The sequence below is a fragment of the Pseudoalteromonas luteoviolacea H33-S genome, from assembly GCF_001625695.1.
Lineage (GTDB): Bacteria > Pseudomonadota > Gammaproteobacteria > Enterobacterales > Alteromonadaceae > Pseudoalteromonas > Pseudoalteromonas luteoviolacea_B.
In genome coordinates, this window is the sequence record NZ_AUXY01000104.1 from 137,729 (window position 1) to 160,162 (window position 22,434).

Here is a 22,434-nt window from a genome sequence, read left to right on the forward strand (position 1 = left end):
AAAGCGCAACTTAAAGCATGGCGCTGGTATGAGAGTCATTAATTCGACTAATCGCATCATCTAAGAAGTTTTGATCCATGCTCTCTGCAGGGCATGGGCAATTTGGTTTACCGACCACTTTGGCAGGGACACCCACTACCGTGGTATGCGGTGCAACGGCTTTTAATACTACCGAGCCTGCGCCGATGCGCGCCCCTTCACCGACTTCAATGTTACCAAGTACTTTTACGCCAGCACCAATCAAAACACCTGCACGGATCTTAGGGTGACGATCACCTTGCTCATTACCCGTACCGCCGAGCGTGACTGACTGCAAAATAGACACATTATCTTCAATTACCGCGGTTTCACCAATGACTATACCAGTCGCATGGTCAAGCATAATACCATGGCCGACTTTACAAGCAGGATGGATGTCAACGCCAAAAACTTCAGAGGTGCGACTTTGAATAAAGCGGGCGAGTTCTTTGCGCTGTTGTCGCCACAGACAGTATGCGAGACGGTGTGCTTGTAATGCATGAAAACCCTTCAAGTTTAATATCACGTTAAGATAACTATCGGCAGCGGGGTCTCGATCTTTAACAGCTTTTATATCATGAGCCACATGAGTCAGCATTCGATCGCAATCAACAAACGCTTGATCAAACAATTCTCGAATCGTAAATGCAGACACAACGGCATCTGAGAGCTTATTTGCCACAATAAAACTCAACGCTGACCCCAAACATTCGTGATTGAGCACACTTGAATAAACGTGACTGGCGAGTAAGGGCTCTCTTTGTACAAGCTCTTGGGCTTCTTCTCTCAATTGTTGCCAAATTTCGTGTCTCATAATTTCCACATGTCTGTCATTTACCATCATTTATTATCTTAGCGTGCATCACCCTTTGATAGCACTAGCCAGCCTCGAATTTCTAGTTATTAATTATAACTGAAGGTTCCTATAATGGTGTTTTTTTTACGCGTATGCAACTTAATGCTAATCAATAAAAACGCCTCGCATAAGCGAGGCGTTTGTTCTGTCATACAACTTAGAGGGTTATTTAAATAAATCCTGTGCTTGTATGACTTCAATGTTGTTTGCAGGCACAGACAGCTTATAGCTCTCTACTATCTTGTCTTCATCAAGTAAAGCCTGTGGCTTGCTGACATTGTACTTCAGCGGTGACACCTGCTCACTAGCAAGACGCTGCTTCATGTCTTCACCGTCACCTGTCACAAACACATAGTGCATATTCTCAGTTTGTAGGTTTTCACGGATCACACGGTTGACGTCATCTAAGCTCAAACTCGCGAGCTGTGAACGCACTAAGCTTACAAACTCATCGGTGTTATAGAATTGGCTATCCAATGCATAACCAAGTTGTCTATCCTGACTCGCCACCAGCTGTGGCACATAGTTGTTTAAGAAATTACGCGTTGCTTCAAAGTCTTTTTCACTCATCCCTTGCTTAATCATCTTATCAAGCTCATAAACCGCGACACGAGTCGCAAAATGCGCGTCATTATTTGAGCGCAGTGGACGTAACCAAACTTGGAAGATCTGCTCAGAGCGACCTAAGTTCGCATCAGGCATAGTTTGGTACATGCCGCGTGGGAAGTATTCTATGTAAGCATAATCGCCATAGTTCATGCCACGAGTCTGACGAATTCGGTCAAATAAGAAAGCGCCTGAATTACGGTGCTCACCAAAGTATGAACGTACTAACCATAACGCAGTCCAATCTTTGCTACTGCGAACAGTATCAATTGGGAAACCAAATGATACTGCCGTTGATTTAGCGCTTTTCTCGACTACCGTCGCATGGATCCCTTCTAGCGCAGGCGCATCAGCAACATTTAAACGCTTTTCTTCACCTTTTGGTAAACGCGTTAAGTCTTGTATCAATTGCGCCTTCAAATCGTCATTTAACGCACCTGTTAGACCTAGATTTAACTTCGCCTGAGTGAACTGGCTGTGATAGAAATCCTTCACATCTTGCAATGTTAGGGCTTCTAAATCTGACAAATCACCTAAATTAAGACTTTCATAGGCATGACCTTGATATAACTTATGATAAAGCACCTCTTTACCCAGCTCTTCATCATTGGACGACTTTAAGTCTGAATTAATGTTATCAATCAGTTCTTTTTTCAGGCGGCTAAAGTCATCTTCTCTAAAGCCTGGATTGAGCAGTTGCTCACCTACTAATGCATACCACTGATGTGCATTATCTTTATGCACACGACCACGCAATGCAATCATTTCTTTATCTACTTGATGAGCAAAGCTACCCGCTAGCGGGTACATGGCTTTTTGAATTTCTTTATATGACTTAGTTGCACTGCCACCTTTGGCCAGCATTGCTGCGGTCAAAGCAGCAACCCCTTTTTTCCCTACCGGATCAGCCGCCGCGCCCGTGTAAAATAACCAATTCACGTCAACTAGCGGTGAATTTGACGTTTTATCAAGTACAGTAAAGTGCTGCTCTGTAGGGCGGTTTAGCTCATCCGTCAGTGCGTCAAGCGCTACTTCTTTATCAAAACCAGCGATGTCCGCTTTTGCTGACATGGTGACGGTATTGCGTCCAGAATCAACAAAGTATTTGTTTGCGATGCGGCGAATATCTTCTGGGGTGACTGTGTCTGCCGTTGCATACATTTGGTTAATAACTTCAGGATCACGTTCAAAGTGCACATAGCTTGCTAGCATAGATGCAATTGCTTTTGATGAGTCTAAATCATTGGCAAAGCTATAACGCTTATTTGATTTAAGTGCCGCTAGCTTACCTTCATCTACTAATTCCGTGCGTGCCGTCGCATAAGTACGATTAATTGCATCACGCACGGTCACAAGGTCTTTTTCGTCTTCGACTTTAACGAACACATGTAAAAGGCCAGGATCTTTTGTTTCTGCATTATAGGTAATCAGTTGTGTCGCAATTTGCTTATCTACGACCAACTCTTGATATAACTTGGAGTTTTCTGAGAAGTACAGCTCAGAAATTAAGTCTACTGCAGCGCGATCTTTTTCCGTTGGCTGCCAAGCTGGCCCTTTGTAAGAGACTAGCAACCAGTGGCCCGGTTGGCCCTCATTGACGACGTGCTGGTATTTTGCTGCTTGCTGCTTTGGCTCGACTGGGATCTCTGCTTGATATTCACCACGCTGCCACTCACCCCAGTGCTTTTTCACCATATTTACCGTGGCTTGTGGCTCTACATCACCTACGATGATGATGGTCGCATATTCAGGCTTATAAAAGCGCTCGAAGAATAAATCCGCATAGGCCATTTGATCTGGCATTGCCTCTATATCTTCAAAAAAGCCCATCGTAGTATGTTTATAGGTGTGCTCATCAAACGCCTTTTCACGTACAGCACCTAATAATTTACGAAGTGGATTGGCATTATTTTTAAGATATTCACCTTTTACGGTCAGCGCCTCAGTACGGAATTGCTCTTCGCTAAAATGGAGGTTTTGGAAAATATCAGATTGGATCTCTAATACTTTTTCTAAATGCTCTTTAGAAAAGCTTAAATAATAATTGGTGTAGTCGTTGGTTGTATAAGCGCGGTTATCAACCCCTGAGTTTTTGATGATGTCTTTGTAAATTGCTTCAGGATATTTTTTAGACCCCTTAAACATCATATGTTCAAAGAAGTGTGCAAAACCTGTTTTGCCATCTTCGATTTCATTGCGCGAACCAACTGATACTGGGATCTGTAAAGATACGACATCAGGATAATCAGTCTTAACCACCATCACGCGTAGACCATTATCGAGCTCTTCCAAGACATAGTCTTGAGAAAATACTTTATTTTCAGCTGTATTGACCACAGCTGCAGCATTGCTTTGTAGACTATTGGTGTTATTTGCGTTATTCGCAGCACAACCACTCAGTGCCAAGGTAACAGCAAGGCTGGTCGCCAAAAGCTTAAATTTCATATGTGTCCCTAAATTTTCATTTTGTCTCTGTATGCCTGTGCAAAGCACAGGTTTATTCCCTGATTATGCCTCAAAGAAAGGAAAAATCTCATATATCACGATAAATGATGAAAAAAACTTAACTCGGGTTACATTAAAAATTTGCATCATAATGTTCTTTAATTTCAGTACTTATGAAAAAAAATCATATTTAATGAAGTAAACTCAATAAAAAAATCTATCTAGACGTCTAAATGGCTGCTATATTTACCCTGTAATGATGAATGAGCGGGAATGAGGACATGGCTTTAACGCTGCAAGAGAAAATATTAGACCCTAACCAAGGCGTCTATTTAATTGGTACAACCCCACCTAAACTAGGAACAGACAGCGAACAGCTTCAAACGATTGCCACTAAGCTGTTAAATCGATTGCATGAAATCGAGTATGATGGAGTGGTTATTTACGACATTCAGGATGAAAGTAGTCGTACACAGGTGCCAAGACCTTTTCCTTTTAAGCAAACAGTCGACCCGGTTGAATACAGTAAATTAGTCCGTGATTTATCTAATCTAGACGTGATCACCTATAAAAGTGTTGCACAACGGGACAGAAAAGAGTTCACCCAATGGTTGCAGAAAACAAAACAAGACTTTGGCTTGAACAACCTTGTGTTAGTGGGCAGTCCATCTTCAAAAGGCGACGTAAAGTTAGGCTTACCTGAGGCTTATCAAACTTTACGTGAGCATACACAAGACTTTTTCTTGGGTGGTGTCACTATCGCTGAGCGCCATGCAAACAAACGCAATGAGCATGAGAGACTAATCGATAAAACCACCAAAGGCTGCGAGTATTTCATATCTCAAGCTGTTTATGATGCGCAAGCAACGATTGATTTATTAACCAGTTATGCACGTACTTGCCGTCAGCAAGGCAATGAACCAAAGCGCATTATTTTGACCTTTACTCCCTGTGGTGGGCAAAAGACACTAGAGTTTATGCAGTGGTTGGGTATCTCAGTGCCAGAAGCAACTAAATGGCGCATGCTAGATGCTGACAATACACTCAATGAATCAATAAAAATTTGCCGTGAGAATTTAGATTTAATTTTACGAAGTTGCGCGCACTTGGATATTCCACTTGGCCTAAACATTGAGAGCTTAACCAACCGCAAAGAAGAAATTGATGCCTCTATCAATTTGTATCGCCTACTCAAAGCCACCATGGAATTGCAACTGGCAGAGAAGCAAATCGCTTAATCATTTCAGTACACCATTCATCTCCTAAAAAGCCCCAAAATGGGGCTTTTTTTCATGGCGACTCAGCGCTTAAATCGGAGATCCTGGTGGCATGGCCAAAGGCGCATAGTTTGCAGGCCACTTACCTTCTTTTAAGAAATACTGAATATGCTCGCCTAAATAGAGCGAAAACGCATCCGCTTTGCTTGGGCTTGAAAACAACGACTGTTCTGTCGTGTCCTGCGCGACTTGTCGCAAATAATAGCGAAGCTGTGCTTGCACCTCTGGTGCAACCTTATCGCTCAGACTTAGATCCGCCATACGATAAGCCGTTAAATACTGAACGCGTTGGTTCAACTTTTTCGCCATAGTAGATTTTGCATTCGCTTCAAATACATGTGCATGGATCTTTGCCAATACTTCATCACTGCCTAAATAGCGGTCATTGCGCGCATACTGCTGAGCGACGCGATTTAAACGCTCGGCATTCAGTAATAACTTGAGTGTGTGCTGGGTTGCCATTTCTGGTAATGCCATAGCATCTAACGTCAAACCAGTTCTGCCATGAACACTTTCGCGATTTCTCGACTCACCGTAAGCCTTGGGTGGGATCACCGCCAGTACAGACTCAGGAATAATCAGTGACTCAGGAGATAATGTCTCCAACAGTGCCTGCAATGCACCCACTTGCTGTGTTTTTGCCACAACATGTGCACCTTTTACTTTGTCTTCACCACGTACTTCATAGTCGTAATCAACACCGCCTATCAACTTCACAGCAGACTCAACTTGATACCTGTGGAATAAATACAGTGGCACCAACTTTTCTTCTAACTGTGATAAAGCAACGCCTTTTTTGATGTTATTAGGGCCAAATTGAGCCAGTGCTTGTTGGCGAATGCCCATCACGCGACGCAGTTCAGCTGTTGGGTCTTCACCGTTATCCCACAAGTGTGCCGTCGGGTGAGCACCGCCTTGCGGTCTTGCGTCCGCATCAGAAATATACGCCAACCCCATGTCGTTGGTCTGCTTGATCACCTGTGCCAGCGCTTGCGCTTCATCTGTGGCACGATAGTCACCATAACCGTATTTGACCGCTTGAATATCCCAAGCGCCCATACCAGAGGCATAACCTTTGCTCACATCAAGCTGTCCATCATTGGTGAATTGCACCAGTGGGTGCGGATAATCCATAACGGATGCGCGGCCATCTGCTGATGCAGCAAAGTTATGAGCAATACCTAAAGTATGACCAATTTCATGTGCACTGAGTTGGCGAATGCGATCCAGCGCCATATCATGTAGCTTTTTGGTGACTTCATCGCCTTGGATAAAAGGCGCAGCAAGGGCTTCTGCAATGAGAATATCTTGACGCACTCTCAATGACCCTAATGTCACATGTCCTTTGATGATTTCACCGCTTAATGGATTGATAATAGATGCACCATACGACCAGCCACGCGTCGCTCTGTGAACCCATTGGATCACGTTATAGCGCACATCCATCGGATCTGCATGCTCGGGTAACATTTTCACTTCAAATGCGCCTTTATAACCAGCCGCTTCAAATGCATCATCCCACCAGCGTGCCCCATCAAGCAATGCGGTTTTTACCGGCTCGGGTACACCGGGATCTAAATAGTAAACAATCGGTTTGACTGGCTCAGACACTTTTGCGGTAGGGTCTTTTTTCTCTAAGCGATGACGCGGAATATAACGAACATACATCGAGCTTCCTAAAGGTGCCGAGTAATCTTTGTGCTCAATGCTCCAAAACCCTGACTGAGGGTGAAACTGACGTGGCTGATAGTTTTCATCAGGCAACTCAATAAGTGAATGACGCTGATGCACCGTGATGGCATAAGGATCTGCCACGGCTTGACGCACATGCTTACCAGGATTGCCGCCTTTAAACGTCAGCACAGCCTCTAACTCGGTGTTTTTTACAAAAGCCTTTGAGCGCTCAGAATAAACCGCGCTGCGACTTGCATCTAGACTGTAACTACCTTGCTCAGTGGCTTTTAACCGACGCGATACACCATGTACATCAGATAACAGGTAAGGCGTGTAATCAATTAAGACACTGTCATTGTCCTCAGCAACCACTTTAAAGCCATGCAAGATACTTGATGCAAACGCCTCTTTGACACTTTGCTGCTCGGCATGATTATCTGCACTGGCGCGATAATACGTATTGTTAGCACGCAACATAACTTTATTACCAAAGCGCTCAAACTGTACCAAATGTGTACCACCCAGCTGACCTCTATCCAACCCGATATCATTGGACCCAACGCCATAAGGCAAACTGTGCTGTAGTAAAAAAGGCTGTGCAAATTTATCTACATCTAGGTAAATTTTACCGCTGCTTTGATCTGCATAAAATGAGTAAAACCCAGGGAAATGGTTAAACTTATCAGTAAATTCATCAATAGACTTAATTGCTGCCTGCGCATGCGTTATCATAGGCAGCAACAAAGCCGAAACGAGATAAGGGGTAAAGCGTCTCTTAATCATAATTTTGTCTTTGTTATTTTCATGTTTTGTGATTGTTTTTTGGCTAGTATATAAAATTGTATACAAAAAACAGTGATTCAAGACGAAATTCAGCGCAGTTCGCAGTGCCTCTCTCACATTAAAACCACTGCGACCCGACAAACGTTATCAGGATTTAAAATATGCGTAGATTACCGCCGGTGTTATTTGAAGATGGATGTTCTAGAGAGTTAGTTTCTCTTATCCGTACTCTTTTGGCCGCTTGTAAAGAGATCTCCTTCCGTGTAGGACAAGGTGCACTATCAGGTGTGTTAGGTTCTACCCTAGATGAAAACATCCAAGGTGAGACCCAGAAAAAATTAGATGTTTTATCAAATCAGCTAATTAAAGACATCTTGTTAGAATCTGGCTACGTAAAAGCAATTGCGTCTGAGGAAGAAGACTATACTGTTGCAGGCGATCCAAACGCCAAATACATAGTGTCTTTTGACCCACTAGATGGCTCTTCAAACACAGATATCAACTCATTAGTTGGCACCATTTTCTCGATTATGGAAGCACCTGAAGGTTCAGATGCAGCTGATCCGGCTATTTTTATGCAACCAGGTAAAAACCAAGTTGCGGCTGGCTATGTACTTTATGGTCCTTCAACAACACTCGCTTTGACCACAGGTAAAGGCACACGTATCTTCACACTAGATAAAACACACGGCAGCTTCTTGTTAACCGAAGACTTTGCAAAAATCCCTGAAGATACGCAAGAGTTTGCAATTAACGCCTCTAATCAGCGCCATTGGCAACCTGCGATGAAAAATTACATGGCCGATTTATTAGCAGGCACAGAAGGCCCTAGAGGCAAAAACTTTAACATGCGTTGGATAGCTGCCATGGTTGGCGATGTGCATCGTGTATTGTGTCGCGGTGGCCTATTTACTTATCCTGCGGATACTAAAAACCCTGAAAAGCCTTACAAGCTAAGATTACTATACGAAGCAAACCCAATGGCAATGCTTGTAGAACAAGCTGGCGGCCTAGCACACACAGGTGAGCAACGCATTCTAGACATTGAACCAAATGCAATCCACCAGCGAGTGGCGGTTATCCTAGGTTCAAAAAATGAAGTTGAAACTTGCTTAAACTATCATAAGTAACTTCATCGAATGAGGTCATTCTAGCAGCGTTAATAAACGTGTGAGTTTGGCCTCGTCTATGCCACCCATAACATCTGGATCTGACAGAGCATAAAGACTCCCCTCCAGTTCGTCAACGTTATACTCCTCACGCTGCAATAAAACATTCGCCCATAGCTCTAAATCTGCAATACAGATCTCTCCATCAATAGTGCGCTGCAGCACCTGTTTGAAAGTGGCTACCGACAAACTATACATACCGAGCTGCTGCTTGGCACCTAACATAATAGAGATTGCATCATCACGATGCTCACCAAACTCTGCAAAACAGCTAACCGCCTCTGAATAATTCACTCTGTCCCCATTGATTAACTCGCTTGAGCTATGTCTAGTTCAATACCATTCATATAACCCAGTAATTGTGCCTGACTGACCTCATCTATCGCAACATCAGCAACGCTTTGTCCTTGAAATAAAATAACGGCACGATCACACAAGGTATCTACTTGTTGTAAATTATGACTGATCAGGATGATGGCTATCCCCTGTGAGCTAAGCAAGCGGATCAATGTCACCAAGCGCGCACATTGCTCAGCCCCCAGAGCCGCCGTTGGCTCGTCCATAACAATGATTTCAGCACCAGCATACACAGCTCTTATAATCGCAACCGCCTGTTTTTGACCACCAGAGAGTGTATTTACAGGAGCGTTGATATTGATCAGCGGCATGCCAAGTCGCTGCAATAGCTTTTTTGCTTGCCTTGCCATGGCTTTTTTATCTAACCAACCTAGCAGCCTTAACATCCTATGTTGATGCAATATTTCGCGATTTAAAAATAAATTTTCAACCACACTGAGCCCTTGTACCAATGCTAAATCTTGATGGACGACGGCGATTCCTGCTTGATAAGACGCACTTGGGGAGCATAAAGCGCGCTCAATTTGACCAACTTGGATCTTGCCCTTATCAGGCTGAGTTAACCCAGCCAAACACTGCACTAAGGTCGATTTACCTGCTCCATTGTCCCCAAGCAAGGCAACCACTTCACCTCGATTAACCGTAAAGTTAACCCCGCTAAGCACATTGATACCTTCAAAGCTCTTATACAACCCACGGACTTCTAGGGCCACTTGGTCTAACGCAGTACGCTTCATGATTTTTGTGCCCTTGTTGTGATGGTCACAGCCACAATTAAAATACCGCCTTTTACCATCATCTGCTCATTACTAGAAAAGCCGCTGAATATTAGCGCATTATTAATACAACCGAGCAGCCATACCCCCAGTACAACAGCGAAGATATTGACCTTGCCGCCAAGCAAACTACAACCACCAATGATCACAGCAGCGATAGCGACCATCAAGTCAGACTCACCAATTGTGTATTTGGCGCTTTGCATTCTTGCCGCATATAGCAGACCAGCAAACGCACAAAACCCGCCACACAATGACATGGCAATCATCCGGACTCGAGATACATTTAGCCCCATTTGGTGTGCTAACGATGAGCTTACTCCCACTGCAAATAAATGACGTCCAAAACGAGTTTGGGTCATAATTAACGCAGCAATCATCACCAGCCCTGCAAGCCACAACAAAAAAATAGGCACACCCAATACTGAGCCATGGCCAAACAGAGTAATAAAATGGGTATGAATAATTGGAATAGACTGAAGATCTGAAATTTTCCTTGCAAACCCAGTCAAAACGCCCAACATGCCCAAGGTCACGATTAACGGTGGCAAAGCGAAACGTTCACACAAATAGCCGTTTATTGCCCCAATACACACGCCTAAAGACAATGCAAATACGACGGCCACCGGCAGGCCATAAAGCGGTAACAAAAAAGCAGCAGCCATACCACAAATAACTACAATTGCACCGATTGATAAATCAATATATCCAACAGATAAAGCGAAGCTTAAGCCAATTGCCATGACCGCAACCGGCGCGGTTTGGAGTAAAATATTTAATAGATTTGCCGCCGAAAAGAAAGCCGAGCCGGACAGCGATAATATGAAAATCAACATCGCACTCGTACAAGCATAATATATGAATGTCTGTCTATTGAGCTTACTGAGCATCGCTCCCCCTATCTTGCGTCAGAGTATCCGCTTGAGATTGCTTTAATACTGTTTGTAAAATTTGTGGTAGTGGAGTCTGAAAAGCAAGCTGCCAAGAAGCGGCGATATTATTGGCAGTCACCGCATGATAACTTACTTGTGTGTATAAGGGTGTCGTAACCCCAGTAGCTGCGCCTGCTCCAATTCTTGCCATTAAGGTTCCGATCTCGAACGGACGATCAGAGACTGTGCCATACATATTGCCATGCAAGGCCATATCAATAAGGTTATTCGTGCCCAAATCATGGGTGATCACTTTAATGTCTTTACGATTTGCAATCCTAAGTGCCTCAATCACCCCTTCAGCAGCAGCATCCCACGATACATAGATGGCGGAAATATTTGGGTTCTGGATGAGCATGGCTGAAGTGAGCTGCGCTGTTTGATTCTTTCTCACAAACCCTTTTTGTACGCTCAGTTCTATATCATCGTATTGTGCAAGTGCATGTACAAAAGCAGCATCGCGTTGGTTGGTAATATAATAATCAGCCTCGTGATAAATCATCCCTACTCGGCCATGATTTGAGATAGCTTCTGCAACTAGCTTGGCAGCGGCTTGTCCCATACCCTCAACATTATCACCAACTAACCCAGCATAATCTTCACCATGCATAAAACCGGCTATTGGATTACTGAGTAGCACCAATTGCGTACCACTTCTACTTAGGCGCAAATAACTGGGCTTAGAGCTAAAACTATCAATACTCAGCGATAACAAAATATCCGGCTCTAAAACGGCCAATGTCTCCAAGTCTGTTATTTGCTTTGCAGGATCATAATGTGCCTCAGTCACAGCCAACACCTCGATCCCCAACCGCTCAAACTCTTGTTGGGCACCCAATGTCACCGCATTTACCCATGGACTAGAGCCATGCCAAGCCATCGCCGCTGTAAGTTTTGCAGTTTTAACATCGGCTTCTTGCTTCGTTGATAGGACGTAACTGGTATTGCTATGTGCATACTGAGCTAACATCACAAAAAACAAACAAGCCCATGTACGTAGTCGCAGTTTTGTGCAGTATTGAAGGCAATATTTATACATAAAACAACAGCACTTCACTCAATAGTTCCTTTAATGAAAACCTGATTCAGTACATTTGATCAGCATTCCTATGTTTGTCAAATGATTTTACTTAACACTGAATGGACTATCTGAGGAGCTAAAGCATTTAAAGTATTCGAAAATAGTGCCATGTGTAATAAGATAGAGTGTCTTGAATATAATTTAGATACGTGTCGACGAAAAAGGATACAAAGTGAAAGGGTCAAATGCTAAACAGAATAAAGCCGTTAATTTACGTTTAGTATTGACGCAAATTGTCACGCTAGGTCCAATCTCTCGCGCTGATATTGCACGAAATACCCTACTAACTAAGCAAACCATCACGAATATGGTTGAAGCCTTGTTAGCGGTCAATCTCGTTGAGGAAATCGGCGTCAAGAGGACAGAGAGCGCAGGCAAACCGTCAAAAATGCTGTGTTTAAATAAACATGCAGCATTTACCTGCGCAATGAGAGTGAGCCCCAATTTATTAGAGTTAGGCCTGTATTACCTCAATGGTGAGTGTCATAACCAAACGACCAAAGATCTAATAACTCAGCCTAACGCCCAAGACATCAAGCAAGAGTTAGAAAAGTTCATAGCGACATGTGATATTAGCTTTGAAGCGATACTCGCTGGCGGCTTATCTATTCAAACGGACCAAACTGATGCAATATCTCAGCATCAAGTTAATCAACAGCTACAATCACAATTAAGTGAATTACTTAATCTACCTATCGCATTGGAAAATACCGCATCGGCATGTGCGGCTTACCAAATGCTATTTGGCGAAGCCAAAACATTACATAATTTTGTGTATCTGCATTTGGGCAACACAGTAGAAGCTGCGGTCGTATATGATAGGCAGATCATGCTTGGACAAAACGGGCTGACTGGGGCTATCGGCGATATATTTGTCACCCCCGATCAAGATGAAAGCACAGCAGAACTTGGGACTTTAAATAAATACGCGTCGATTAACGCACTAAAAACCTTTCTCGACGGCTGTGATGAGGACACGATCCCCATTGAGCAATTAGATCCATTAAGACACCCAATGAGTAAAAAGTGGATAACGCAAGCCACTGAGCCGCTGCGAATTGCGATTCACACCTTAGAGTCATTGCTGAATACTCAGACTATCATCATCGGCGGTGATATCAGTGAAGCGTGCCTTGATGCACTTATTTCTTCACTGAGGCCTTTTATTCCATCTATTGCTCAACTTGGTAAACGGGACATAGTCAGACTCATAAAAGTCCCGAATATCGATAGCATCGCACTGACTGGTATTGCAACACTGCCTCTACATGCCGCGCTTAATAATAAAAACATGCAAACACTTTATATCCCCCCTTTTTGGTCAGGTAATACATTGCAAAGCACGGTTTTTTCACAATAATTTGTGTACAACAAGCTAATATGAAGGGCCTATATCAATCGGTGCGCCTTCTAGCTTGCTCCATTCACTCCACGAGCCATCATATACCTGTAGACGTGTATAACCGCATTCTGTCGCGGCTAAAGCCAAAATACATGCCGTGACTCCTGAACCACAGCTAAATTGGAGCATTGTTTTGTTTGACTCTGCGCCCAGCGAAGCTAAGCGCTCAGCTATTTCAGAGACGGGTTTTAACAACCCCTCTTCAGTCAACAAACTGCTATAAGGTAAATTAACACTATTGGGGATATGACCTTGACGCCCTTGACGAGGTTCACTTCCCTTACCCTCAAACCGTGTTGCACCTCTGGCGTCAAACAGTAAAGTATCTTGGCAGTTTATCCCGGTCAGAACCGTTTTATGGTTTATGAAAAAGTGCGGCTTTGGTTTTGCTGTAAAATTACCAAGATTTTGAGCACTAACATAGTCAGAGACAGTATCAAAGCCACACGCTTGCCAATGCTTTAACCCTCCATCTAACACATACACATGCTCAAATCCCATTGATTTAAACATCCACCACGCACGAGCAGCACTAAACAAACCTTTATCATCATATACAATGAGCGTGTCCGAGTTATTTATCCCTAGCTGCCTGGCCTCCGCTTGAAAAACTCTGCTTGAACACATCATGTTAGGTAGTGTCGATGTATGGTCGCTAAAGGTATGACTTATATCGAATCGAAGTGCACCAGGAATAATCGCTGCAGGCTGATAGTCACCTGACTCACCGGGCTTCACAATACCTGAATCAAGAATAATCACATCCTCTTTATTTTCGGACAACCACTGACTACTTTTTAAGTTTTTTACCATTTCGAACACTTATTTAATTAGTTTCAGTTAATTTCTAGCACCGCAAGCGCTATACTAGGGGGCTTTAATGCATATCTCAAATAATGTTTATGGGTAATCAAATCATTGATTCAAGTCAAGTAGATGGCGCTATCTTAGTTGTGTTGCCAAAGTTCATCGGCGATGCAATCAATACCCTACCAGCTTTAGAGCTTTTGAAAAAACTATATCCCACGCAACGCGTTTACGTGCTGGGCAGGCCATTTATGGCACACTTATTCACTCGCGCAGCGCATTATGGTACTGAGTTTATTAACGATAAACGCTATTGTAACGAACAGAAGCATAGTCTGTTCAAAATGGCCAAAGAGCTAAAGCAGCTTGATATTTCCATCGCGGTATTATTGCGCGGCTCACTTCGAGAAGCGCTACTACTCAAGCTTGCTGGTGTTAAAAACGTTATCGGCTATGCACAAAATGCAAGAAGCCCACTACTGAGTCACGCATTAAAACTGAATCAATCTGAGCACTATATTTACCGTTATTGCCAGCTTATCAATATTCCTCATGGCCGACCATTCAAGCAATTTAGCGCCCCAAAGTTAATACCTAAAAAAACAACTTGTGCTTTAAGTAAAAAACGTAACGTCGCGCTCTACCTTGGTGGTTCAGTTAAAGGGGACCGTCATTATCCCCATGACTTGTCACTAGAATTAATCAACAATTTAGTCATGCGTGATGATATACATCTGTATTTATTAGGTGATAAAGCGGAGCGAGAGGAAATGGAAACACTCAGATTCAAAGCGGGTGAAAATGGAGAAAAAGTCACAAACCTTGCAGGCTCAATGTCACTGGATATATTAGTTGATACCATCGGCGCTATGGACGCGATGATTTCTATTGATTCTGGCCCAATGCACATTGCCTCTGCCTGCGGGACGCCGTGTGTCGCCGTTATTGGTCAAGGCACGTCACCTTGGTCTAATGTCGCACCAAAGCAAAGTAATTTGATCGCACTTCATCATAATTCAATGTCTTTATCTAAACCACATATGATAAGAGACATCACCCCTAAAGCAATTACTGACGTGCTCGCGACAGTATTCTAAGCATACTTATACAGCCTTGTGATGTTGCCCTAACCACTGAGTAAAATCATCCGCCTTCAACGGGCGACTTAGGTAGTAACCTTGCGCATAGTCACACTTCATTTCTTCTAGGAGTTTTAGCGACTCTACGTCCTCAACCCCTTCTGCAACCACAGAAAAACCAAGTTGATGCCCTAAGCTGATAGTAGAGCGGACAATGCATTGGTCCTGATGCGACCCAGCTAGCTTTAAAATAAACACCTTATCGAGTTTCAACTCGTCAATTGGCAGCATTTTGAGGCGCCCTAAAGATGTTTGCCCAACACCATAGTCATCTAGAGAAATGTGGACACCAATCTCTTTAAGCGCAATCAAAGCAGCAATCCCTTTTTCTTCGTTTTCAATCATGTCACGTTCGGTCAGCTCAATCGTGATGAGATTGGCAGGCACGGAGTATGTTTTTAACATGGCCAAAAGGTGAGGTATGAACTCAGCATCCGCAATATCTTGCGCTGATACATTAATTGCTGCTTTCATTGTTAGGCCTTGCGAAGACCACGCCGATATCTGTGATACAACGGTCCGCAGCACCCACTGCGTTAAGTCAACGATTAAACCTGATTGTTCCGCGAGGTCGATAAACAATTCCGGTGAAACCCACTCTCCATTGCTACGCTTCCAGCGTATCAAAGACTCTACTTTATCAACTACGCCTGTACGCATATTCAACTTTGGCTGAAATGTCATAAAAAGCTGCCCATCATCAGCGACCAGAGCTTGCTTAAGCTCATCGACAATTTCTAACCTTTCTAAATAGGCCTCATCTTCTCCTGTTTGATAAAAATAGACATCCTCTACGCCATGAGAAGCATTGTCAGCAGCGATTAAAGCGCGCCGGATACTATCATCCGCGTTATCGGCTTGCTCTGGGATATGCACCACACCGACACTAAAGCGTAAATTTATATCAAAGTTGTGAACCGTATAACTGGGGTTGAGTTTTTTCAAAAAGCTGTCAACGCATTGCTCCATCGTTGAGTCTGACTTAGCTAAAAGCACCGTTAAAAACTCATCTCCACCCAGTCTTACATTAAGCCCCTCAAAATCAGCGGTGACCTGCTCGATACGCTCTGCTACAGCTTGAATACAACTATCTCCAATACGTGGGCCTAATTTATCGTTAATATGCCTAAGTCCTTTGATATCAATTACCAGTAGATAGTAAACCTGCTCAGTTGAGAATAGCGCATCTAATATCGGCAATGCCGAAGTACGATTATAAAACCCAGTTAAAACATCATGACTTGCTTGATAGCGGATTTTCTTTTCCCGTGCTTGAATATCATCGCCCATCTCATGAAAAGCATCGACTAGCTGACATATCTCTTTAGTAGGGCGCGTCTCGTGAATTTGCGCATGATAATCACCTTTTGCAAAGCGCCTCGCCATCACTGTAAGCTGCTGAAGCGGAGTCGCCAAATTACGCGCTAAAAACCCACTGGCGACAAAACCAAATAACATCGTAATACAGGAAAGAAACACAATCGTCAGGACAAGTTGGTCAAACTCTTCATATTCAGCCCGTAAATCAGCGCTGAGCACTAAGCTAACAGGCACAGCAGTTAAAGAGGGCAAAGCAACTTCGGCATTGACATAAATAGGATACTCACCAAACCACCGGCTAATTTTTTGATCGTGCAAATAAGTAAACAAATCTCTATCTTCAGGCAGTTGAATAGAGCTTGTTTTCATCCGCTCGCCTTGGCTAATGAAACTCATCTCCATCCCCGTCAGCCCCTTTAACTGTTCTGCTATGGGCTCGTCAACGACAAAACCAACAATCGTAAATGCAATGGTTCTGGGTGCTTTAACTGGTAAAATGATGGCCTGGTACAATTTTTTATCTAACACCACAAATGCAGAGCGTTTCTCATATGCGAGTAGCTCTTTCACTAAGGGTCGCATATCTTGCGGCAACTCAAGCTGATTTTGATTGGTAGAAATAAGCTTACCGCGTACATCCAATAGCAGCATCAGCTCTGCATTAATTCGCTGACTATGGTTATACAGCACGCTACTTATCGTAGAGGCATCTCTAGTTGCGACGGCTTGTTTGAAGCCAAAGTCCTGAGTCAAAACAGATGCAGCCGTCACCAATAATCGTTCTCTGGCAACTAAATACTGTTGATAGACGCTCTGTGCTTTTTGAATATCCTGTTGCACTTGGCGCTCTTTGAACTCACTGGTCGACCACCAGAAGCCCGCAAGACTGGCTATCGCGGTTATCAATACGAGGCCAACACACAGAATAATTATTCGGTTTTTAAAACTTGTGCCCATAATGTTCCTTTCAGATATCAACGAGTAGAGATTGCAGACGGTGATATACAGACCCAATTATTGGACCCATATTATGCATTCATTGATACACAGTTATGGCTAATCCAATTTACAGACCGTTATTTTTAGTAATATATTTCATTTATTTCAACACTCGTCACGTTGCTACTATTACTTGCCAAAATTAAATCGATGCTTGCCATTAAAAATATAGCTGAAAGCCATCAAATCGTGTGCTCTAGTTGAGAAAAAACGAATATTTAATACTTAAAAACGCACTTAACAATAAATGCTCTTTATCAAAAGCACTCTTGGAACAGTGAGGTACTCTCTACTTGGAGATGTTGTATTGCTCAGTACAGTTGCTGGGAAAAGAAAATCGAAGAAGGGGGCACGAATACCTAGCAATCAGTTAAATTATTGACTGCTAGGCATCTTTAAACACTAGTCTATAAGAGCATATTGCTCATCAAGAATAGCGATGACCTCTGCACGAGGGTCTTGAGGGATGACAAGATCTTTGCCAACAATTTTACTCGCAATGCCAACATATGTGTCTGATACAGACATCATCACATCTTGTGGTAATTTATAAGACTGGGCCAAAGATTCTCTTTCAGGCATACGATCTTTATTTAGCAATACGTCACTGTCTGGCACATTGTTAATTAATAACTGGCGGAAGCCTTCTTTCGAGTTTTCCACAATCTTGCCATCGCGATAAGCTGGGCCATCCCAAATTCGAGAAGAATCTGGCGTACCAACTTCATCAATGTAAATTAAGCGAGTTTTGCCATCTGAGTCTTCAACATAGCCAAACTCAAACTTGGTATCAACGAAAATTTGGTCAAGTTTATTTAACTCTTTAGAAATCAGATTAAAGCCATCGCTGAGTAACTGCTCATAACGTGTGACATCATCAGCTGATTTAAAATTGAATGCATCTAGATTGTCAGTGATATTAGCACGCGTAATATTTACATCATCAACTTCTGGCACACCTTCAACACCTGAAATAATACCTTTAGTCGAAGGCGTAATTAGTACTTCTTCTAATTTTTGGTGAGCTTGTAGGCCTTCTGGCAGTTCAATACCGCAGAAATCTCGAATGCCTTTGCTGTAGTCACGCCACATGCTGCCTGTAATGTATTGTCTGGCAATTGCCTCAACGCGAACGGTACTCGCTTTGCGAACAATCCACACGTATGGGTGAGGAATATCAACAATATGATTACCGGCAAGACCTGCTTCATCAAATAATTTGAACCAGTGGGCTGCAACGCTGTTTAGTGCAATACCTTTACCTGGTACACCATTTAAGCCATTTTCACCTTGCCAGATGCAATCGAACGCAGAAATACGATCTGAAATAACCATGATCGCAAGCTCAGTTCCATTAGGAACATCATAGCCTTTTTCTTCGATTAATCTGGCACTGTCTTGATCGGTTAACCAATAAACCGAGCGTACTTTACCACTGTGAACTGCACCTTTAGTGCGAATTGGTAGATCGTCATTGACGTCTAGAACTTTGTAGCTACTCATTGTATCTCCATAGAGAACGGCTGCATCTTGCTAAAGGACGCATAATACAGAGGGGGTTATAGAGGGGTATGATAATCGAGCACAACTAAAATCACAATTGTTTAACGCAATACTAGACCAACCTAGCGAAACTTAGTTTAGTCCTGCGTTGTTCTACGCTAACATGAACAAAACTCGGTACTAAGAGATGGTTACATGATCCATATATCAGATCTCACGTTCAGCTGGCCGGGGCAATCCAACCCGACACTACAAATCAAAGACCTACAAATAAAAACCGGCGAGCGACTGTTTTTGCATGGCCCCAGTGGCAGTGGCAAATCGACATTACTCAGCTTACTTGCAGGCATTCAGTGCGCCCAGCAAGGCAATATAAAAATATTGAATGAAGATCTTAGCGCACTCAATGATGCCAAAAGAGACAAGTTTAGAGCCGATCACATTGGCACTATTTTTCAAAACTTTAACTTGCTGCCTTATTTAAGCCCCATAGATAACGTTGTCTTAGGCTGTAATTTTTCTAAACGTAGGCAAGCAAACTTAAAAACTGAGGGCGCCACTGCAACATCACAAGCAACACGGTTACTCGCTGAATTAGGGTTAGATGAGAATACTCAGCATCGTGCAGTTAATGAACTGAGTATTGGTCAACAACAGCGCGTTGCAGCAGCGCGTGCCTTCATAGGACAACCTGAGCTCATTATCGCCGATGAGCCTACTTCTGCACTGGACGCAGATAACAGAGATATTTTTATTAAACAACTTTTTGAACAAGCACAACAGTATCAGGCTACGATATTGTTCGTCAGCCATGACGTAAGCCTTGCACCTTTATTTGATCGAAAAGTAAGCCTAGCAGAGATAAATGGAGCGAGCCTGTGACATTAATCAACCTCGCATTTAAAAGCATCATAAATCGAAAAGCCAGTGTGCTTCTTACCCTCTTTACTATTGCAATTAGTGTCATGCTACTACTATCAATAGAAAGAGTAAGACAGGAAGCCAAACAAAGCTTTAGCAATACAATTTCAGGTACCGATTTGATTGTGGGTGCACGCACAGGAGATATTCAACTCCTACTGTCCAGTGTTTTTCGCATTGGTCATGCAAATAATGGCCTGTCTTGGCAAAGCTATGAATATATCAAAGCACAAAAAGGCGTGGCATGGACAATCCCAATCAGCTTGGGAGACAGCCATAAAGGCTTCTCAGTACTTGGTAGTGACGAAAGCTACTTCAAACATTATCGCTATGGCAGTAAACAAACGCTACAATTTGAGCACGGTAGGCCTTATCACAACGCACAAGAAGTGGTTATCGGCAGTGAGGTAGCAAAGCAGCTTCACTACTACCTAAGGCAAGAAATTGTGGTCGCGCATGGCATGGGCAACACTAGCTTTCACCATCATGATGACAATCCTTTGGTGATTGTGGGTATTTTAGAACCGACAGGGACACCAGTAGATAAAACATTGCACGTGCCACTCAAAGCCATTGAGTTGATGCATGGTCCAAAGCACAGTATTCAACACATCGCCGGGCGCAAAGACAGCTCTGAGGACCACGACCACGACCACGACCACGACCACGACCACGACCACCAGAGTCATAACTATGAAAACCTGAACAGTCAACCTGGAGATATAATCGGTCAGCCTAAGCAAATTACCGCTTTCTTAATGGGGTTTGACTCTCCTTTCTACACATTACAAATACGCCGAAATATCAATATATATAAACCTGAGGCACTTTCTGCCATTATGCCAGGCGTTACTCTCAGAGAGCTTTGGAGCATGCTAGATATCGTGGAAAAAATCTTACTTCTTTTTTCCGGTGTGGTTGTATTGATAAGCTTACTCGGTATGCTAACAACTTTATTATCGTCACTTAACCAGCGCCGCAGAGAGCTCGCAATACTCAGATCTGTAGGAGCCAGACCTAGACATATATTTGCTTTAATGACCAGTGAAGCAGTCCTGATCACGGCACTTGGATGTATGTTAGGCGTTGTACTGTTCTACTCGCTGATAATAATTGGCAAAGGTATACTACAAGCACAATTTGGTATTTCTATCACAATATCCATGCTTAGCAACTATGAACTACTCCTGCTAGGCGTTATTATGGTGTCAGGCACATTTATCGGTGCAATTCCTGCTATTCGAGCGTATTTTTACTCACTCAATGATGGCATGAGTATCAAAGTTTAAGAGGATTTTTATGTATTCAACCCGATTAGCATCTTGGTTTATCTCACTCACAGTGATGTTTATGTCTTTGTCCGTGATGGCAGCACCACCTAAAGAGATCTTTTGGGACGACTTAATTCCTGAAGGTCACGAGCAGATCAGCAATCAGGAGGCCGCTAGCCATGATGGCGATGATAAAAACTGGGTGCAACCCGATTTAGATGCACCAGTAGTAAAAGCACTCGATGGTAAAAGCGTTAGCTTGCCAGGCTTCGTGGTGCCTCTTGAAGGCAATAGTGAAGTCATTACTGAGTTTTTACTCGTGCCATATTTTGGAGCCTGTATCCATGTGCCACCGCCGCCGCCTAATCAAATCGTGCACGTGAAGATCAAAGACGGTGTCCCAATTGACAGCCTATATGATGCCATAACCGTGACAGGTACCATCAAGGTAGAAAGTCATAAAAGTGACCTAGCGCAAACTGGCTATACAATGAAAGCCGTTGGTGTTGCACCTTTCGAACTTTAATCTGTATCGAGGGAGTAGATATACTTCCTCGTTTCCCTTCACAGCAACCATTCTCCCTCAATCTGTCCTTCACAAAATAAACTTATTTCCCACTCAACATCTTTAATATATCGCATCTTGTAGGTTAGATACGCGAGGCTTGCCCAACATGATGCAGAAAACAACCTTTATGGGTGAGAGACCATAGTGCAAAAGGTTAATGACAACGAACGCAGTGAGTGCATTTCTTTCGCGCAAGGTGAAATGAGCTAGTTTAGCTGTTGCTGTGGGAATGTATTTAGCAGGAGTAAAGGGTAAAGCTGTGAAGGTGGCTCCCTTCACCTTGCGCTTATCATGTAAAAGGTTCGCGACATTGAACGAAGTGAATCCGCTCTTTTTACTTAAGATGAAACGAGCAGTTTTAACGAGAGGTAATCAATACAGCACTATAAACGCAGCAACCAACTCAGAATAAGCAAAGCATGGATCCTGAAACGAGCCGTTTTAACCGCTGCTGAGGAAGTCTTGAGTTTACCTTGTCGGCGGTGAAGGGTGTTCACTTCACCTTGCGCTAATACCAATCCGCTTAAATA

17 protein-coding genes are annotated in these 22,434 nt (G+C 43.2%); 7 read left to right on the forward strand and 10 right to left on the reverse strand.

The features are described from left to right. Window positions 1-10 precede the first annotated feature (10 nt). On the reverse strand, window positions 11-832 hold the full coding sequence (gene cysE, locus N477_RS21510) for a serine O-acetyltransferase (RefSeq protein WP_063362577.1): 822 nt from the start codon (window positions 830-832) through the stop codon (window positions 11-13). 207 nt (window positions 833-1,039) lie between these two features. Beyond that, window positions 1,040-3,925 (reverse strand): M16 family metallopeptidase, encoded by a 2,886-nt coding sequence (locus N477_RS21515; protein ID WP_063362481.1) that lies wholly within the window; start codon window positions 3,923-3,925, stop codon window positions 1,040-1,042. 281 nt (window positions 3,926-4,206) lie between these two features. Here N477_RS21515 and N477_RS21520 point away from each other — a divergent pair, with 281 nt between their 5' ends. After that, window positions 4,207-5,163 carry a methylenetetrahydrofolate reductase gene (locus N477_RS21520; RefSeq protein WP_063362480.1) on the forward strand — a complete coding sequence of 319 codons (957 nt, stop codon included), beginning with the start codon at window positions 4,207-4,209 and terminating at the stop codon, window positions 5,161-5,163. 69 nt (window positions 5,164-5,232) lie between these two features. Here the strand turns inward: N477_RS21520 and N477_RS21525 are convergent, their stop codons facing one another. Continuing rightward, entirely contained in the window at window positions 5,233-7,659 is a 2,427-nt protein-coding gene (locus tag N477_RS21525) for a zinc-dependent metalloprotease (RefSeq protein WP_063362576.1), read from the reverse strand. A 161-nt stretch (window positions 7,660-7,820) separates the two neighbouring features. Here N477_RS21525 and N477_RS21530 point away from each other — a divergent pair, with 161 nt between their 5' ends. Further along, window positions 7,821-8,789 carry a class 1 fructose-bisphosphatase gene (locus tag N477_RS21530; protein ID WP_063362479.1) on the forward strand — a complete coding sequence of 323 codons (969 nt, stop codon included), beginning with the start codon at window positions 7,821-7,823 and terminating at the stop codon, window positions 8,787-8,789. Between the two features lie 15 nt (window positions 8,790-8,804). Here the strand turns inward: N477_RS21530 and N477_RS21535 are convergent, their stop codons facing one another. The 4 genes from N477_RS21535 to N477_RS21550 are packed head-to-tail and all read right to left on the reverse strand — an operon-like array spanning window position 8,805 to window position 11,932. Further along, on the reverse strand, window positions 8,805-9,122 hold the full coding sequence (locus N477_RS21535) for a hypothetical protein (protein ID WP_063362478.1): 318 nt from the start codon (window positions 9,120-9,122) through the stop codon (window positions 8,805-8,807). A gap of 14 nt (window positions 9,123-9,136) precedes the next feature. After that, window positions 9,137-9,922 (reverse strand): ATP-binding cassette domain-containing protein, encoded by a 786-nt coding sequence (locus tag N477_RS21540; RefSeq protein ID WP_063362477.1) that lies wholly within the window; start codon window positions 9,920-9,922, stop codon window positions 9,137-9,139. Next, window positions 9,919-10,797 carry an ABC transporter permease gene (locus N477_RS21545; protein WP_196760676.1) on the reverse strand — a complete coding sequence of 293 codons (879 nt, stop codon included), beginning with the start codon at window positions 10,795-10,797 and terminating at the stop codon, window positions 9,919-9,921. Before N477_RS21545 ends, N477_RS21540 begins: the two co-directional genes overlap by 4 nt. A 43-nt stretch (window positions 10,798-10,840) precedes the next feature. Next, window positions 10,841-11,932, reverse strand: a complete 1,092-nt coding sequence (locus N477_RS21550) for a substrate-binding domain-containing protein (protein ID WP_155731987.1) — start codon at window positions 11,930-11,932, stop codon at window positions 10,841-10,843. 214 nt (window positions 11,933-12,146) lie between these two features. Between N477_RS21550 and N477_RS21555 the strand changes: the two genes are divergently transcribed. Continuing rightward, entirely contained in the window at window positions 12,147-13,334 is a 1,188-nt protein-coding gene (locus N477_RS21555) for an ROK family transcriptional regulator (RefSeq protein ID WP_063362475.1), read from the forward strand. Between the two features lie 15 nt (window positions 13,335-13,349). On the opposite strand, the gene N477_RS21560 is transcribed toward N477_RS21555, so the two are convergent. After that, window positions 13,350-14,189: a sulfurtransferase gene (locus N477_RS21560; protein ID WP_063362474.1), complete on the reverse strand. Its 840-nt coding sequence runs from the start codon at window positions 14,187-14,189 to the stop codon at window positions 13,350-13,352. An 89-nt stretch (window positions 14,190-14,278) separates the two neighbouring features. Here N477_RS21560 and N477_RS21565 point away from each other — a divergent pair, with 89 nt between their 5' ends. Beyond that, a complete protein-coding gene (locus tag N477_RS21565; RefSeq protein ID WP_063362473.1) occupies window positions 14,279-15,280 on the forward strand; it encodes a glycosyltransferase family 9 protein in 1,002 nt (333 codons plus the stop codon). A 6-nt stretch (window positions 15,281-15,286) separates the two neighbouring features. Here N477_RS21565 and N477_RS21570 read toward each other — a convergent pair whose 3' ends face one another. Further along, entirely contained in the window at window positions 15,287-17,599 is a 2,313-nt protein-coding gene (locus N477_RS21570; RefSeq protein ID WP_063362472.1) for an EAL domain-containing protein, read from the reverse strand. A gap of 444 nt (window positions 17,600-18,043) precedes the next feature. Further along, window positions 18,044-19,144, reverse strand: coding sequence for a phosphoribosylaminoimidazolesuccinocarboxamide synthase (locus tag N477_RS21575; RefSeq protein WP_063362471.1), 1,101 nt, complete (start codon window positions 19,142-19,144; stop codon window positions 18,044-18,046). Window positions 19,145-19,339: 195 nt separating this feature from the next. Between N477_RS21575 and N477_RS21580 the strand changes: the two genes are divergently transcribed. The 3 genes from N477_RS21580 to N477_RS21590 are packed head-to-tail and all read left to right on the forward strand — an operon-like array spanning window position 19,340 to window position 21,862. Then, on the forward strand, window positions 19,340-20,026 hold the full coding sequence (locus N477_RS21580) for an ABC transporter ATP-binding protein (protein WP_063362470.1): 687 nt from the start codon (window positions 19,340-19,342) through the stop codon (window positions 20,024-20,026). After that, the gene (locus N477_RS21585; protein ID WP_063362469.1) at window positions 20,023-21,354 is read left to right on the forward strand and encodes an ABC transporter permease; all 1,332 of its coding nucleotides are present in this window, start codon (window positions 20,023-20,025) and stop codon (window positions 21,352-21,354) included. Before N477_RS21580 ends, N477_RS21585 begins: the two co-directional genes overlap by 4 nt. Before the next feature lie 55 nt (window positions 21,355-21,409). Continuing rightward, window positions 21,410-21,862 carry a DUF3299 domain-containing protein gene (locus N477_RS21590; protein ID WP_231098119.1) on the forward strand — a complete coding sequence of 151 codons (453 nt, stop codon included), beginning with the start codon at window positions 21,410-21,412 and terminating at the stop codon, window positions 21,860-21,862. Window positions 21,863-22,434: the final 572 nt, after the last annotated feature.